Source organism: Neobacillus vireti (assembly GCF_036962345.1).
GTDB lineage: Bacteria > Bacillota > Bacilli > Bacillales > Cytobacillaceae > Neobacillus > Neobacillus vireti_A.
Genome location: NZ_JBALNB010000025.1, coordinates 52,076 through 65,503 on the forward strand (window position 1 = coordinate 52,076; position 13,428 = coordinate 65,503).

A 13,428-nucleotide genomic window follows, 5' to 3' on the forward strand; every position below is an offset into this window, starting at 1 on the left:
CAAAATGGACAGCCAGGTGAGTCGGCTGTCTTTTATTGTTCTGTCACATCGATTTGAGAATATTGGACGTCATAGGATTTTATTAATTTGATTTCAAGGACGCCATCTTTATATTTGGCAGATGACCCCTTCTTTTTGACTATAGCTGGCAGGGTGATAGAATGCTTATTATCTTGCTCCGGAATATGTTCGATCAACAACTGATTCGCTGTATGATAAATCCGAAGTTCCTTAAGCATTGCCTCATCTTTAATTGGTATTCTAACAAATACCGTATCATGTGTTTCAAAGGCAGTTGCATTCAATGAATTTGCCTGCTGAGTAGGTTGGGAGCGAGAATTCATTAAGTCTTGAGGAATTATGCTGCCTAGTCCTGATTGCGATGACATTACATTTCCCATTATGTCTTTAATATATTTGTCAATTTCTTCAGGATTTATATGTTGCAGCTTATTCTTCATATCTTTATTAAAAGGGAATAAATTCCACGGGAACATAACTTCTCCACCTTTCAGCAAACTCTCTGGGCATTTATACCACATTCTATGCAAAAATGGTTCGAAACGTTATAAATAACCAAAAAACTAATACAATTACATATATAGCCAAGCATTTCTAACATATAGTAAAGAAAACCTTATAGAGAGGTAATGACCCTTGAAGAAAAAAACGGCTTTCATTACTGGAGGAGCAACTGGATTAGGGAGAAAAACTGCTTATCAGCTTGCAGAAAAAGGTTTTCAGCTGGCGATTAACTATCGAAATAGCAGCACCGAGGCGATTCTTTTATCGAAAGAGCTTGAAGAAAAATTTGGAAATAAAATAATTTGTATACAAGGAGATGTGGCAAATGCGATTGATTGTTCACACATTGTGGAAAAAGTAATTTCTGAATTTACCTCCATTGATGTGGTGATTCATAATGCAGGACCCTATGTACATGAAAGAAAAAAATTAACCGACTATACGCTAGAGGAATGGAATTATTTAATCAATGGGAATCTGAATGCAGTCTTTTATTTATCGAAAGCAATTATTCCTCTAATGCGAAAAAAACAATGGGGCAGGATTATAACAATGGGTTTTGAACGAGTGGAAACCGCACCTGGCTGGATTTATCGTTCTGCCTTTGCTGCAGCGAAAACAGGGCTGGCCTCATTGACGAGAACCATTGCAATGGAAGAAGCTGTAAATGGAATTACCGCAAATATGGTTTGTCCTGGAGATATCATATCTCACTGGAAAGAGAAAGGAATTGAGGAAGCCATCCTTAATGACAATGTGCCAGTTGGCAGACAGGGTACAGGAGAGGATATTTCCAGGGTCATTTCGTTTTTAATTGATGGAAAATCGGACTTTATTACCGGCAGTATCATTCCTGTTACTGGGGGTGCGGATGTTCTTGGTAAGGCACTCCTTCAAGAAAGGCTGTCTCAGCGAGCGGAGGATAGAAGATAAACGTACCTTTTATAATTTTTCGAACTATTTGATTTCGAAGAATGAATTATGTTCCTTTTGTGGATAATAGTTGTAACACATCTATGAAAGGAGCAAAGAAGATGAGTTTTAATATGAACCGAATTAATCCAAACCAAACTCAAGTATTTTTTCATGATGGTCGTTTTGAAACATTAACAAATGAGGAACTAGATGAATTTTTGCTCCATATGGGTATAAGTGAGGTTAATTCAGCAATGGAACAAGATATAACGGATTAATACTATTTTCTTTAAAACAAAAAAGCAAGCGGCTTTAAGCCGCTTGCTTTTATGCTTCTAAAAGATGAGAAGGTTCTTCTTGCGGAGCACCGTTTCTCAAGAGATAGAAGGAGTATTGGTCTTTAGGTATTTCATATAAATCATACACTTCGCCATTTGCATTCAACTGCTCGTAAAGTGATTTTCTAGTTTCATTAGCCTTCACAACATAAGGAAGTTTTTCCGCAGCTTTTATGGAACGAATATTTACTTTACGAATCCTCATAAAGATTGTTTCGATTCCCATATTGTAGAATACTTCTTGAAAAAATGCATCTTTAGCAGGGCTGTTGTAGCCTTTTCCATGATATGGCTTTCCTAGCCATGTACCTAAAAATCCCGCATTATCTTCAATATCAAAAAGGTTAATTGTTCCGATTGGGGCACCCCATTCATCGAGAATCGTCCGTGAAATACATTCACCACGCTCTTCGGCTTCAATCGTTTGTTTCGTCATAAATATGAATTCTTCATAGGAAGTACATTTTTGACGCACAAAAGGGAAGACATCTGGGTGCGACATTAATTCAAATAATACTTGGCTGTCATGAAGATCTCGTTTCTTAAGCATTGAATTTCCCTCCATTGGGCAATCCGATCCCATGTTTAAAGAAGCGGCCCACCCTCGAAATTTTTTATTCAGATAAACTAAAAAATTTCGGGGTGGGAATCGAACCCACTAGAACCAGGTATAACTGGTGGCGCACCATTTGCCTTCCCTATATCATTTTGTCTGTTGCGAATGAATGTGATTTACCCCCCAGATTTTTAGGCCAATTTCGGTTTCACTTAGAGTATCATACAAGAAAATATCCAAAAAATAAATAGGTTTTTTACCGTTTTTTTTTGATTATTTATTTCCAAATTTCAACAAATTTCTACTCTTCTGAGAAAACGATTTCTCCGCCAATCATTGTCCATTTTGGTTTTGCTAAATAATGAAAAGGATGGTGGCTCCATAGCACTAAATCAGCCTCTTTCCCTGGTTCAATGCTTCCGATTTTGTGTTCTAGTTTAAGGTTCCTAGCAGGTAGAATAGTGATTCCTTCTAGTGCTTTTTTCTCCGATAAACCTTCGCGGACAGCTATACCCGCACATATATTCAAATATTGAATAGGGGTATATGGATGATCGGTTGTAATCGAAACTTCGACACCGTGATTTGTGAGCTCTTGATACGTTTTCCACGTTTTATTTTTTAATTCAATTTTTGACCTTCTAGTTAAAGTCGGGCCAACGGATACCTTTAAATTCTTACCAGCTAATTCGCTGGCAATTAAATGTCCTTCTGTACAGTGTTCAATTCTTAAATCAAGATTAAATTCTTCTGCAAGCCGTAAGGCAGTAATAATATCGTCAGCTCGGTGAGCGTGAATTCTGACTGGAATTTCTCTTCTTAAAGCCATTACAAGTGGAGCAACCCTAAGATCCTCAGGAGTATCTGTATGAAAGGCTTTATAAAATGCTTCCCTCAGCATTCCCATAATCCCCATTCTTGTAATCGAGTCATTATTGCCCTGACTGTGAATTCTTTTCGGATTTTCCCCTAACGCAACCTTCAAGCCGGCAATTTCCTGGATAATCATTTTTTTTACATTTTTACCCGTTGTTTTAATAACGGAAGTGGTTCCGCCAATTACATTCGCACTTCCAGGCATTACATGTGCGGTTGTAATTCCGCTTTTAATCGCATCAGAAAAAGCAGGGTCTAGTGGATAAACACCATCAATGGCTCTGATATGCGGTGTCATGGCTTCGGCTGTCTCATTGGCATCATTCCCAGCCCATCCAGTCCCTTCGTCATAAAGTCCTAGGTGTGTATGGACATCTATAAATCCCGGTAAAAGATATTGATTGTTACAGTCGATAATTTTGACAGTTGTGTCGACCTCAAGATTTTTTCCTATATTTATTATTTTTCCATTTTCAATTATGACCTCACCGTTTTGAATAGGTCCTGATGTGATGGGATAAACAATGGCGTTTTTTAAAAGTATTTTCATGATAATTAAACCTTTCTGCACACTTAAAATAGTATTTTTACTATTTTATCAATTGAATAGTTGATGTGACAGTGGAAAATAAATGTTTTATAAAAAATGATGAAACCTTTTAACCTTGTCGGCGTAAGTATTAGGGGGAGACAGAAAAAATTTTTCCTATGGGGGAATAGTAAATGATAAAAAGTGAAGAAAGAATGCTTGCGGCCATTCTCTATGTGGTTAGTCTTTTTTTTCCAATCATTGGACCACTTGTTATTTGGTTATTAAAGAAGGATGAGTCATCATTTATCAATTATCATGGAAAAGAATATTTTAACTTTTTCATTTCTTACACAGTATATTCTGTAATAAGCGGTATCTTAGTCTTCCTTATTGTAGGTATTTTCCTATTATGGATTTTGGGTATTATGGCCTTAGTATTTACAATCATCGCAGTAGTTAAGGCATATGAAGGAAATGAATATCGATTTCCATTAGTTTTTAGAGTCATTAAATAAATAGTTCGGCCATTTGACCCAGCAAAAAAGTTTTTGCTGGGTTTTTGAACGTTTTTATCGTTCAAACGTCATATCATTGTATAAAGTGAAAACAAGGGGGAATTAGAATGGAATTCTTAGAAGGAATTAACTGGGGATTGATAGCGCCTTTATTAATTATCCAACTTATCTTACTGATTGTATCACTCGTAGATTTATCCCGAATTGAAAAGACCAATGGTCCGAAGCTGCTTTGGGTATTTATCATTATTTTTGTAAATATTGTTGGACCCATCCTTTATTTTGTAATCGGAAGGAGAAATAATTAATGTCTCTCATCCAAATTCAAGGATTAAAAAAGAGTTTTCAAGGTACAGAAGTGATAAAGGGGTTAGACTTTAAACTGGAAAAGGGCAAATGTATTGCCCTTTTAGGGCCAAATGGTGCGGGAAAGACGACAACACTGCACATGCTTTCAGGTTTAATGAAACCCACTAAAGGATCGATCGTGTTTAATGAGGCTAAAAAAGACGGAGATATTCGCCATTTAATTGGCTATCTTCCGCAATTTCCTGTTTTTTATGACTGGATGTCTGGTTATGAATTTCTCCAATATGTTGGACATCTTGCTGGTTTATCTAGAAAGGAGGCAAAGGAACGATCTTTAGAGCTACTGGAGCTTGTGGGTATTAGCGATGCTAAAAATCGCAGAGTTGGTAAATACTCAGGAGGTATGAAACAAAGACTCGGAATTGCACAGGCAATTATTCACCGTCCGCAGCTCGTTATGCTTGATGAACCGGTCTCTGCATTAGACCCATTTGGCAGAAGGGAGGTACTCGAACTTCTAGAGGGACTGAAAAAGGAGACCACCATTCTTTTTTCCACTCATATTCTCAATGATGCAGAAGAAGTGTGTGATGAAATATTATTTTTACATAATGGCCAAATAGTTGAATCCGGAACCATGGCAGACTTGCGTGAACGGCACCAACAAGCAAAGATAGACTTGGTTTTTAGTAAGAAATCAGAGGAGATGGAGAACGTACTTAAAAATCATTACTTAACACAATCTGTATTAGCAGACGGAAATAAAATTAGTGTGTTTGTTAAGGATGTTGAGGGTGCAAGAAGAGAATTTTTGAAGTTAGTTTCCGATAAGGATTGGAACCTCGATAAGTTTGAAATTAGCAGTATGACCCTAGAAGATGTATTTATGAAGGTGGTGGGGAAATGAGGCAATGGTCAACGCTTTTTCAAAAAGAGATGCTTGAAATGTGGAGGAATTTTAAATGGATTTGGGTTCCTATCACCTTCATTCTATTGGGGGTATCAGAGCCATTAACAAATTATTATATGGAGCCCCTTCTTAATGCCTTAGGCGGACTTCCGGAAGGAGCAGTCTTTGATATTCCGACCCCAAGCGCCGGTGCAGTGTTAGCCTCAGGGTTAAGCCAATACTCGACAATTGGCGTTCTAATTATTGTCCTAAGCACTATGGGAGTCATCGCTGGAGAAAGGAAAAGTGGAGTTGCCGCGATGATTCTAGTGAAACCTGTCTCCTATCTTTCTTATATAACAGCAAAATGGGCAGGGGGCATTTTATTAGTATGGATATCATTATTTATCGGTTATCTAGCAACTTGGTATTATACTGGTCAATTATTCGATTGGATCCCTTTCGGTGAGTTTTTCCAATCCTATCTTTTGTACGCTATATGGCTGTCCGTTGTGTTAACGGTTACGGTTTTCTTTAGCGCGTCGCTTATGGCACCAGGGATGGCGGGCTTTATATCGCTGGCACTTGCCCTCGTGGTCAGTATCATTAGCGGTGCACTTGTTCATTTGTTGGAATGGAGTCCATCGCAGTTAACTGGTTACGCCAGCGCTTTATTGACAGCGGGAGAACTTCCAGATGATACACTTCCAGCAAGTTTAGTGGGAATTTTGATAATAGCTATTCTCTTATGGTTAAGTGTCTTAATTTTTAAGAAAAAAGAGCTCGCCTCTTGATGTGCTTTTGAATATAGAAAAGTGAAGAAGTCATGAGAATGGCTTCTTTTTTTTACTAGAAAAAACTCCTATCATTTTTTTAGACCTCGTTTAATAGAATTAAAACAAGAGGAGCAGATAAGGAGTTTTCAAAATGAAAATAAATGAATTTTACCGTGGTACAGCCAATATTAATCTGAATGGAAGCATTGTCGCACTCGTTCCCGCCATGCTAATAGCTGTAGGGAATTTATATTATTTTCAGAACAAACAAATCATGTTCTTGACGATACCTTTTGTTGTTTACAGCTTTATTAGTTTTCAACTCTATCTTTTTAGAATGAAACAATCTATTTCAATCGGGTACAATATGTCGAAAACTCATAGTTATCATCAAAATATATTTGATGCTAGACACCTCCTAGTTGTTTTCATGAACCACCAGGATCCGAGCCTACACCTCTTCTTTCCGGATGGACACCAAGCAGGAATGATAAAGAAATATCGAAGTAAGGGATTTCATTTATTAAAAAGACCTAGAGTTTATGCATTCTATGATAGCCATGGTCAAGCTTTTGGATATTATAATATAAAACAGCAAAAATCCTTAAAGATTGAGGTCTATGATCGAACTAAAAGATATGTTGGTTATTATGAAATTGATAAGGCAGCATGGTTGAAAAAAAAGAAAGAAATCATTGACGAGACCGGCCATTACCTTGGTTCAGTTGAAGGTTCAACTATCTTTATGGATGAACGTGTCATGAATCAGTCACAGGAGCAGGTCGCACGTCTGAGAAGGGGATGGATGCCCATAGAATGGAGCGGGAGATTTCCGGAGCCAAATACACCAGTCCTTTCGCTTTCCAAAAGCTTATCGGAAAAGGACAAGCTATTGAGGATGTCTTTTTTGATCAATGAATATTTTATCGAGAGGTAACCAAAGTGTCATTCTCATTTATTATTTGATAGAATAAATAAAATATATTTTTATTTATTCCGGGGGTATTCGTAGATGCGAATTGATTTAATAAAAGGTCATGGTTCAGGAAATGATTTTCTCTTAATAGATGAAATAACCAATGCTTATTCTTTTTCAGAAAGTGAAAGGGCAGAGCTTGCTCGACTGTTATGTGATCGAAATTCAGACTTAGGTGCAGATGGTATTCTATTCATTATGGAAAGTGATCAAGCTGTTGGGAGAATGAGGATATTTAATGCAGATGGTTCTGAGGCATCAATGTGCGGCAACGGTCTTCGCCTAGTGGCAAGATATGTTTGTGAAATGCGAGGAATCCAGGAAGCTATTATCGAAACCATGAAGGCTGATTTAAAGGTAAGCAAACAAGACGATATTTTTCCTACCGTGACAACTTATCAAGTGGAAATTTCACCTGTATCGTTTCATTTGGAAGACTTGCCATTGAATCTAAATCAACCGAACTTATTAAATGAAAAAATTCCAGAGCTTTCACAGGAATTAAAATTCTCTGCTCTAGCGGTACCGAATCCACATTTAATTTCAATTGTGGAAGCAGAACATTTGAAGTCTGATATCCAAAAACAGATTAGTGAAAAAGTAAATAATCCGAATGACTTACTGCCGGACGGTGTAAACGTCAGCTTTGTGAAAGCTTTGAATCCTGGCAGCATTTATGTCAATACATTTGAACGCGGTGTAGGCTTCACAAATGCTTGTGGAACGGCGATGTCGGCATCTTCCTTAGTAACATGTCTCCAAGGATTAAATGACGTGGATGACATCATCAATGTTTATAATAACGGCGGTAAGGTTCAATGTGTGGTTCATGAAAGCGAAGAAAATTACTCCATCGACTTGATTGGAAACGCTACTTACTTGTACCAAGCACAGGTTGACGTTGACCTTAAGAGTGGACATTTCACAGTGAGTTTAAAAGAAGACATGTCTGAACAAGAGACCTACGAAAAATTACAGGCAGAGGCCCAAGCTTTTCTAAGGAAAGCCGGATTGTAAATGTTTACAGTCACTCTACAAGTGTATAGTGACCGTAATTGGCACGGAATAAGGATCCCATCACTATAGAAAAAGTTTTCGAAATTATATCCAAGTTACTAAGGCGAATAATTATTTATTCGCCTTTAACACGTCCAAGACTGGTACAAAGTTTTGAATCGATTTGGTTTGAAAGTAATTTTTAAAAGGATCCCCTTGTTTCCGAATCCGGTTTAGGGCATTTTCCATAGTAAAATCTATCGGATTTAGTTTCTCATCCACTTCTTCCCAATAGAGTGGGGTGGCAACCCCGGCATGGTCATTTCCCCTCATTGAATACGGTGCGACAATTGTTTTTCCTTCACTATGCTGGACATAGTCAACATATAGTCTATTTCCACGGTTTTTCTTCATTCGCTCAATGGTAAATGAATCAGGATCCTTCGAAATTAAATAATCAGCAATAAAGCTGGTAAATAAACGTGTATCATCAAATGAAAATGTGTCTTCAGGCAAAGGCAGATAAATTTGCAATCCCTTATTACCGGATGTCTTGATAAATCCAATCAGATTTAATTGGTCAAGAACCTCTTTGATTAACAATGCTGCTTTTACCGCCATTTGAAACGCGTCTTTAGAGGGGGGGTCTAAATCAAAGACAATTTCACTTGCACCCTTACTCTGAATGGTTTGAAATGGTATATGGTATTCAATGGCCAGCTGATTGCCGAGCCATATCAAGGTTTTTAAATTGTTACAAACAATATAATCAATTCCTTCGGATTGGAAAGTATTCACAAAATCAGGTGCATAATCTGGGCAGTTTTTTTGATAAAAAGGTTCGCCAAACATCCCATGCGGATATCGAATCACGGTTAAGATACGGTTTTCTAAAAATGGCAGCATATAGGGAGAGATTTCCCTTAAGTACAGAATAAAATCAGCTTTTTGGATATCACGGTTTTTCCAAAGCGGCTTATCGGGATGGGTAATATCCAAGTCCTCAGGTAAGTTTTTTTGCTTAAAAATGAATTGATCATATGTACATTCATCCGGTTTACTATCAAAGCGGAAACGGTGAAAATGAGGTTCCCGCAGCTGATTATCATATAGCTCTAAATATTTTACTTCAATACAAATAGCAGGCTCAACATAAATGAATTGATTGTCTTCACTCACCATATTTTGCTGAATGGTACTTTGAAGTGCCTGCTTTTCATCCGGTTTAAAGCCAAACAGCACTTGTCCAATCCCATATATTTTCCCTTCTCTATACACACCTACATAAAAGTATCCATTTGATTTTTCGTACGCAGTAATAAAACAGCTGACATATTTCCAGTTTTTATATTTTAACCACTGTAACGATCGCTTTCCTTCCTCCCAAAGGCTGCTTTTATGCTTAGCGATAATACCCTCACCATCATGTAAAACAACATTTTCCCATATTTCCGAAAAATTTTGATAAGCCTTTACTGGTTGAAGCAGATAATTATTATAAGGGTCTGCTTCAATGGGTAGCCCAATATCGGTAAATAGTTTAAGCAACATTTCTTTTCGTTTTTCAAAGGATTTAGAAAGCAGGGATTTCCCCTCCAAAACCAGGAGATCAAAGACCATTAGTCTGCAAGGAGATTTTACTGCTTGTTCGGTAATTTTCTTTGCGGCCTTAAGTCTGCCGCGTACCTGAATACTTGAAAAGTTCGCTTTATAGGGATTCTCCAGCCAAACTAATTCGCCATCAAGTTGGAGAGGAAGAAAGGGTTGAAATTGTTCCTCAAAAGAACTTAGAAATTCAGCTATTTCAGGGAACTGTGGCAGCAAAGGCTTATCATTTCTACTGGTTAACGTAATCCCGTTGTGATCCCAATTTAAAATTGCTCGAAAACCATCGTATTTAACCTCGTACAGCCAATCAGGATTCGGTGTCAGATCAAACGTTAGCGTTGGCAGCATCGGCTTCATTTTTTTGTTTCCTTTCTTTTTCTTTATATTGTCCTTTACCAAATGTTTTTAGGAATGTAATTGAAAAAGAAAGCAAAAATAATAACAAAAAGATTGGAGAATACCCAAATGCATACGATGTGGAAAGGCAGTATTAGTTTTGGATTGGTAAATATCCCGATAAAGCTTCATACTGCTACAGAAGACAAAGACATAAAACTACGGACCTTGCATAATAAATGTCATGCACCGATTAAATACGAAAAAATATGCACAGCATGTGAACAGGAAGTTAAACCAGAGGACATTGTCAAGGCGTATGAATATACAAAAGGAAAATTTGTTGTCCTCGATCATGAAGATTTGGAAAAGTTAAGGAAAGAAAACGAAGAGAAGGCAGTAGAAATCATTGATTTCGTCAAAATAGAGGAAATCGATCCCATATATTTTGACCGCAGTTATTATATGTCGCCAAATGAAGGCGGAGGTAAAGCATATTCCCTGCTGAGAAAGGCATTACAGGAGTCTCAGAAGGTTGGGATTGCAAAAATTATTATACGATCAAAAGAGCAAATGGCCGTTATTCGTGTTTATGAAAATACATTGGTGATGGAAACCATTCATTTCCCTGACGAGGTTCGCCGTGCTGGGGATGTACCCAATGTCCCAGCGGATGATAAGGTAACTGAGAAAGAATTATCTACGGCTATTATGCTGATTGATCAGTTAACATCTGAATTTGAACCTGAAAAATATACTGATGAATATCGAACTGCATTATTAGAGTTAATTGAATCCAAACGACAAGGCCAAGAAACTGTTACACCTATTGCAAGAGAGACACCATCGAATGTTACTGATTTAATGGCCGCCCTCCAGGCATCTATTGACCGTACAAAGCCAAGTATGGAAACAACGGTAAAAAAAGGAACTGCTTTAAGGAAAGAACCTGCATTAAAAACAACAACAGCAAAAAAACCTTCAGCACCAAGAAAAAAAGCTGCACCAAGAGTGAAAAAAGAAGCATAACTAACAACAACCGATTCGATTTAATCGAGTCGGTTTATTTGAGTATTAAGCATCGATAGTACTTACAAACTAATCCTTAGCATAAAATTATGGGAGAATACAAAATTTGTAAAGGTACGGGGGAGAGGCAATGGCTTATCATGTGCTTTTGTTTGCGGATCCTGGAATAGATGATTCCTTTGCTATTATGTATGCATTAATGAACCCAGATATAGATCTTGTTGGTATTGTAAGTGGATACGGAAACACACCTAGAGAGAAATCTGTAAAAAATACTGCCTACTTATTAAGCCTAGCAGGGAGAGCGGAGATTCCAATCATATCAGGAGCTGCTGGCCCCTTATCAGGTGAACCTGTTCAGTATTATCCGGAAATTCATGGACCAGAGGGATTGGGTCCAATTAAGCCGCCAGATACATTGCAAAATGTAAAGGTACATGATTTTACGAAAATATTAGAAATCGTTAATGAATATGCAGGCAGACTTATTATTGTGAATATTGGCAGATTAACAGAACTGGCACTCGTGTTTATCGTATTTGGGGATAACGCATTAAAAGATGTCACTGCTTTTTATATTATGGGTGGCGCTTTTTTAGTTCCAGGTAATATTTCAGCAGAGGCTGAAGCGAACTTCTTTTCCGATCCAATTGCAGCCAAAATCGTCATGGAGAAAGCTTACAATGTTTTTTTATATCCATTAAATATTACGAATAAAGCCATTATCACGTCGGAAGTGATAAATTATCTTGGTGAAAATAGTCCGACACCCTTTAGGCCATTATTGAAACCTGCCTTTGATTATTATTTTAAGGCCTACCAAAAAAATATCCCGGGGCTTCAGGGTGCGCCATTACATGATGTTGTTCCTTTAATGGCTATTACGAATCCTGAATTGTTTAAGTATATTCCTAAAAGAGTAAGAGTGGAGGAGTTTGGAAATTCCAAAGGAAAAAGTATTGCAGATTTTCGCCCGAAGCCAGCTGAAGAACCTCCGGAAACCTTAGATTTTATTGGGATGGAAGCAGATTTTCAGAAATTTGTTTCCAATTTCATGGAAATTTTTTTACAAGGTAATTTTGAAAAAAAATAATGTAGTAATATATATATAGTTGCCTGCTAGTATGCTATACTGTAAATTTAATTGACTTTTAGAGAAATAAAGGTTATGATTAAGGTACGCTTTTAAGTTCGTTTAAAATAGGTTTTAAGTTTAAGTAGTCGTAACTGCACATAACGTGGGTGATGTCTATTACCTGGAAGTGCATTGCGGCTTTTTGATTTTTTAAATGGTTATAAACTTAAAGTGAACAAATCTTTGGGGGTACTACTCATGAATAACGGTAAAGTAAAATGGTTTAATGCAGAAAAAGGTTTTGGATTTATCGAAGCTGAAGGCGGTCAAGATGTATTCGTACACTTCTCTGCTATCCAATCAGAAGGTTTCAAATCTTTAGAAGAAGGTCAATCTGTTTCTTTCGAAATCGTTGAAGGCGCTCGTGGACCACAAGCTGCTAACGTTGTTAAAGCTTAATTTGAAAAATAAAATGGTGGTGCAAGGAAAAGGCATCACCTTTTTATCTTTATAAATGGCTGTTTTCGTAATTTAAGAAAAGAGCTTAATAAAAAGATGATTTTTTTCCTCACATCTTGATCAAGGTGTCAAGAAACAGTTTTGCAAATCGTACAAGGGGTGATCATTTTGGCGTTTGGTAGAAGAAATGATGAAGAAATTAAGCTAGAAGAAACTAAAATTTGGAAATGTAATTCAGAAAGCTGTAAATGCTGGATTCGTGACAATTTTAAGAGCACTGAAGTGCCCCTCTGTCCAATATGCAAAAGTGAAATGAGTCTTACCACAAAAGAATTAGCGGTAATTCATAATCATAGTAAAAACTTTATGTAATAAATAAGAAAAGCAGGGGGATTCCCCTGCTTTTTCTTATATATCAATGTTTTCATTACAATAATTAAACACTAACAATTCTTCATCTTCTTCCAGTTCAAAGTCTAAGACCTTGTCGGTTCCTCTTTCATAAAGATGATAGTTAGAAATTTTTGAACCATTATCATCCACTACAAAAAGTACCCTTATACCAATTCCTTTATCAGTATAGAGTTCATCCTCTTCGTCTACCTCAATGTCTATAAAAAATTCAAAGCGGTCACCGCTTAATAAACCAAATGGATCTACAAGTTTTTCAACTGTATGGCCAGTAATGTTCAATGAAATCATCCTCTTCAAAATATTT

Annotated in this window: 17 protein-coding genes; 12 read left to right on the forward strand and 5 right to left on the reverse strand. The window is 37.1% G+C overall.

What is annotated here, in order from left to right:
- Positions 1 to 32: 32 nt before the first annotated feature.
- Positions 33 to 497: an Hsp20/alpha crystallin family protein gene (locus tag V7108_RS25200; RefSeq protein ID WP_335515424.1), complete on the reverse strand. Its 465-nt coding sequence runs from the start codon at positions 495 to 497 to the stop codon at positions 33 to 35.
- Positions 498 to 657: 160 nt separating this feature from the next.
- Between V7108_RS25200 and V7108_RS25205 the strand changes: the two genes are divergently transcribed.
- Positions 658 to 1,458, forward strand: a complete 801-nt coding sequence (locus V7108_RS25205) for an SDR family oxidoreductase (protein WP_335569742.1) — start codon at positions 658 to 660, stop codon at positions 1,456 to 1,458.
- A 101-nt stretch (positions 1,459 to 1,559) separates the two neighbouring features.
- Positions 1,560 to 1,718 (forward strand): hypothetical protein, encoded by a 159-nt coding sequence (locus V7108_RS25210; protein WP_335515430.1) that lies wholly within the window; start codon positions 1,560 to 1,562, stop codon positions 1,716 to 1,718.
- A 49-nt stretch (positions 1,719 to 1,767) separates the two neighbouring features.
- Here V7108_RS25210 and V7108_RS25215 read toward each other — a convergent pair whose 3' ends face one another.
- On the reverse strand, positions 1,768 to 2,328 hold the full coding sequence (locus V7108_RS25215; RefSeq protein WP_335515433.1) for a GNAT family N-acetyltransferase: 561 nt from the start codon (positions 2,326 to 2,328) through the stop codon (positions 1,768 to 1,770).
- A gap of 307 nt (positions 2,329 to 2,635) precedes the next feature.
- Positions 2,636 to 3,763 carry an amidohydrolase gene (locus V7108_RS25220; RefSeq protein ID WP_335515436.1) on the reverse strand — a complete coding sequence of 376 codons (1,128 nt, stop codon included), beginning with the start codon at positions 3,761 to 3,763 and terminating at the stop codon, positions 2,636 to 2,638.
- A gap of 170 nt (positions 3,764 to 3,933) precedes the next feature.
- Here V7108_RS25220 and V7108_RS25225 point away from each other — a divergent pair, with 170 nt between their 5' ends.
- The 6 genes from V7108_RS25225 (at position 3,934) to dapF (ending at position 8,224) form a co-directional block, all read left to right on the forward strand.
- A complete protein-coding gene (locus tag V7108_RS25225; protein WP_335569743.1) occupies positions 3,934 to 4,257 on the forward strand; it encodes a DUF4870 domain-containing protein in 324 nt (107 codons plus the stop codon).
- A 107-nt stretch (positions 4,258 to 4,364) separates the two neighbouring features.
- Positions 4,365 to 4,565: a PLD nuclease N-terminal domain-containing protein gene (locus V7108_RS25230; RefSeq protein ID WP_335514892.1), complete on the forward strand. Its 201-nt coding sequence runs from the start codon at positions 4,365 to 4,367 to the stop codon at positions 4,563 to 4,565.
- A complete protein-coding gene (locus V7108_RS25235; RefSeq protein ID WP_335514889.1) occupies positions 4,565 to 5,473 on the forward strand; it encodes an ABC transporter ATP-binding protein in 909 nt (302 codons plus the stop codon). Before V7108_RS25230 ends, V7108_RS25235 begins: the two co-directional genes overlap by 1 nt.
- Positions 5,470 to 6,249, forward strand: a complete 780-nt coding sequence (locus V7108_RS25240) for an ABC transporter permease (RefSeq protein ID WP_335569744.1) — start codon at positions 5,470 to 5,472, stop codon at positions 6,247 to 6,249. The genes V7108_RS25235 and V7108_RS25240 overlap by 4 nt, the downstream gene beginning before the upstream one ends.
- 133 nt (positions 6,250 to 6,382) lie before the next feature.
- On the forward strand, positions 6,383 to 7,168 hold the full coding sequence (locus V7108_RS25245; RefSeq protein WP_335514884.1) for a hypothetical protein: 786 nt from the start codon (positions 6,383 to 6,385) through the stop codon (positions 7,166 to 7,168).
- Positions 7,169 to 7,243: 75 nt separating this feature from the next.
- Complete coding sequence (gene dapF, locus V7108_RS25250; protein WP_335514881.1) at positions 7,244 to 8,224, forward strand: diaminopimelate epimerase; 981 nt, start codon at positions 7,244 to 7,246, stop codon at positions 8,222 to 8,224.
- Between the two features lie 111 nt (positions 8,225 to 8,335).
- On the opposite strand, the gene V7108_RS25255 is transcribed toward dapF, so the two are convergent.
- On the reverse strand, positions 8,336 to 10,168 hold the full coding sequence (locus tag V7108_RS25255) for a DNA ligase D (protein ID WP_335514875.1): 1,833 nt from the start codon (positions 10,166 to 10,168) through the stop codon (positions 8,336 to 8,338).
- Between the two features lie 108 nt (positions 10,169 to 10,276).
- Here V7108_RS25255 and V7108_RS25260 point away from each other — a divergent pair, with 108 nt between their 5' ends.
- From V7108_RS25260 to V7108_RS25275, 4 genes are all read left to right on the forward strand, one after another.
- Positions 10,277 to 11,176, forward strand: coding sequence for a Ku protein (locus V7108_RS25260; protein ID WP_335514872.1), 900 nt, complete (start codon positions 10,277 to 10,279; stop codon positions 11,174 to 11,176).
- Between the two features lie 130 nt (positions 11,177 to 11,306).
- Positions 11,307 to 12,269 carry a nucleoside hydrolase gene (locus V7108_RS25265; RefSeq protein WP_335569745.1) on the forward strand — a complete coding sequence of 321 codons (963 nt, stop codon included), beginning with the start codon at positions 11,307 to 11,309 and terminating at the stop codon, positions 12,267 to 12,269.
- Between the two features lie 240 nt (positions 12,270 to 12,509).
- Complete coding sequence (gene cspD, locus V7108_RS25270) at positions 12,510 to 12,710, forward strand: cold-shock protein CspD (protein WP_283861127.1); 201 nt, start codon at positions 12,510 to 12,512, stop codon at positions 12,708 to 12,710.
- Between the two features lie 168 nt (positions 12,711 to 12,878).
- Positions 12,879 to 13,082, forward strand: a complete 204-nt coding sequence (locus V7108_RS25275; RefSeq protein WP_335514865.1) for a cold-shock protein — start codon at positions 12,879 to 12,881, stop codon at positions 13,080 to 13,082.
- Positions 13,083 to 13,118: 36 nt separating this feature from the next.
- On the opposite strand, the gene V7108_RS25280 is transcribed toward V7108_RS25275, so the two are convergent.
- A complete protein-coding gene (locus V7108_RS25280) occupies positions 13,119 to 13,412 on the reverse strand; it encodes a DUF6509 family protein (RefSeq protein ID WP_335514894.1) in 294 nt (97 codons plus the stop codon).
- Between the last annotated feature and the right edge of the window lie 16 nt (positions 13,413 to 13,428).

What these genes read in the sequence shown, in the direction of transcription:
- V7108_RS25200 (WP_335515424.1), bottom strand. Translation starts at nt 497, where the DNA reads ATGTTCCCGTGGAATTTATTCCCTTTTAATAAAGATATGAAGAATAAG.
- V7108_RS25210 (WP_335515430.1), top strand. Translation starts at nt 1,560, where the DNA reads ATGAGTTTTAATATGAACCGAATTAATCCAAACCAAACTCAAGTATTT.
- V7108_RS25215 (WP_335515433.1), bottom strand. Translation starts at nt 2,328, where the DNA reads ATGCTTAAGAAACGAGATCTTCATGACAGCCAAGTATTATTTGAATTA.
- V7108_RS25225 (WP_335569743.1), top strand. Translation starts at nt 3,934, where the DNA reads ATGATAAAAAGTGAAGAAAGAATGCTTGCGGCCATTCTCTATGTGGTT.
- V7108_RS25230 (WP_335514892.1), top strand. Translation starts at nt 4,365, where the DNA reads ATGGAATTCTTAGAAGGAATTAACTGGGGATTGATAGCGCCTTTATTA.
- V7108_RS25235 (WP_335514889.1), top strand. Translation starts at nt 4,565, where the DNA reads ATGTCTCTCATCCAAATTCAAGGATTAAAAAAGAGTTTTCAAGGTACA.
- V7108_RS25240 (WP_335569744.1), top strand. Translation starts at nt 5,470, where the DNA reads ATGAGGCAATGGTCAACGCTTTTTCAAAAAGAGATGCTTGAAATGTGG.
- V7108_RS25245 (WP_335514884.1), top strand. Translation starts at nt 6,383, where the DNA reads ATGAAAATAAATGAATTTTACCGTGGTACAGCCAATATTAATCTGAAT.
- dapF (WP_335514881.1), top strand. Translation starts at nt 7,244, where the DNA reads ATGCGAATTGATTTAATAAAAGGTCATGGTTCAGGAAATGATTTTCTC.
- V7108_RS25255 (WP_335514875.1), bottom strand. Translation starts at nt 10,168, where the DNA reads ATGAAGCCGATGCTGCCAACGCTAACGTTTGATCTGACACCGAATCCT.
- V7108_RS25260 (WP_335514872.1), top strand. Translation starts at nt 10,277, where the DNA reads ATGCATACGATGTGGAAAGGCAGTATTAGTTTTGGATTGGTAAATATC.
- V7108_RS25265 (WP_335569745.1), top strand. Translation starts at nt 11,307, where the DNA reads ATGGCTTATCATGTGCTTTTGTTTGCGGATCCTGGAATAGATGATTCC.
- cspD (WP_283861127.1), top strand. Translation starts at nt 12,510, where the DNA reads ATGAATAACGGTAAAGTAAAATGGTTTAATGCAGAAAAAGGTTTTGGA.
- V7108_RS25280 (WP_335514894.1), bottom strand. Translation starts at nt 13,412, where the DNA reads ATGATTTCATTGAACATTACTGGCCATACAGTTGAAAAACTTGTAGAT.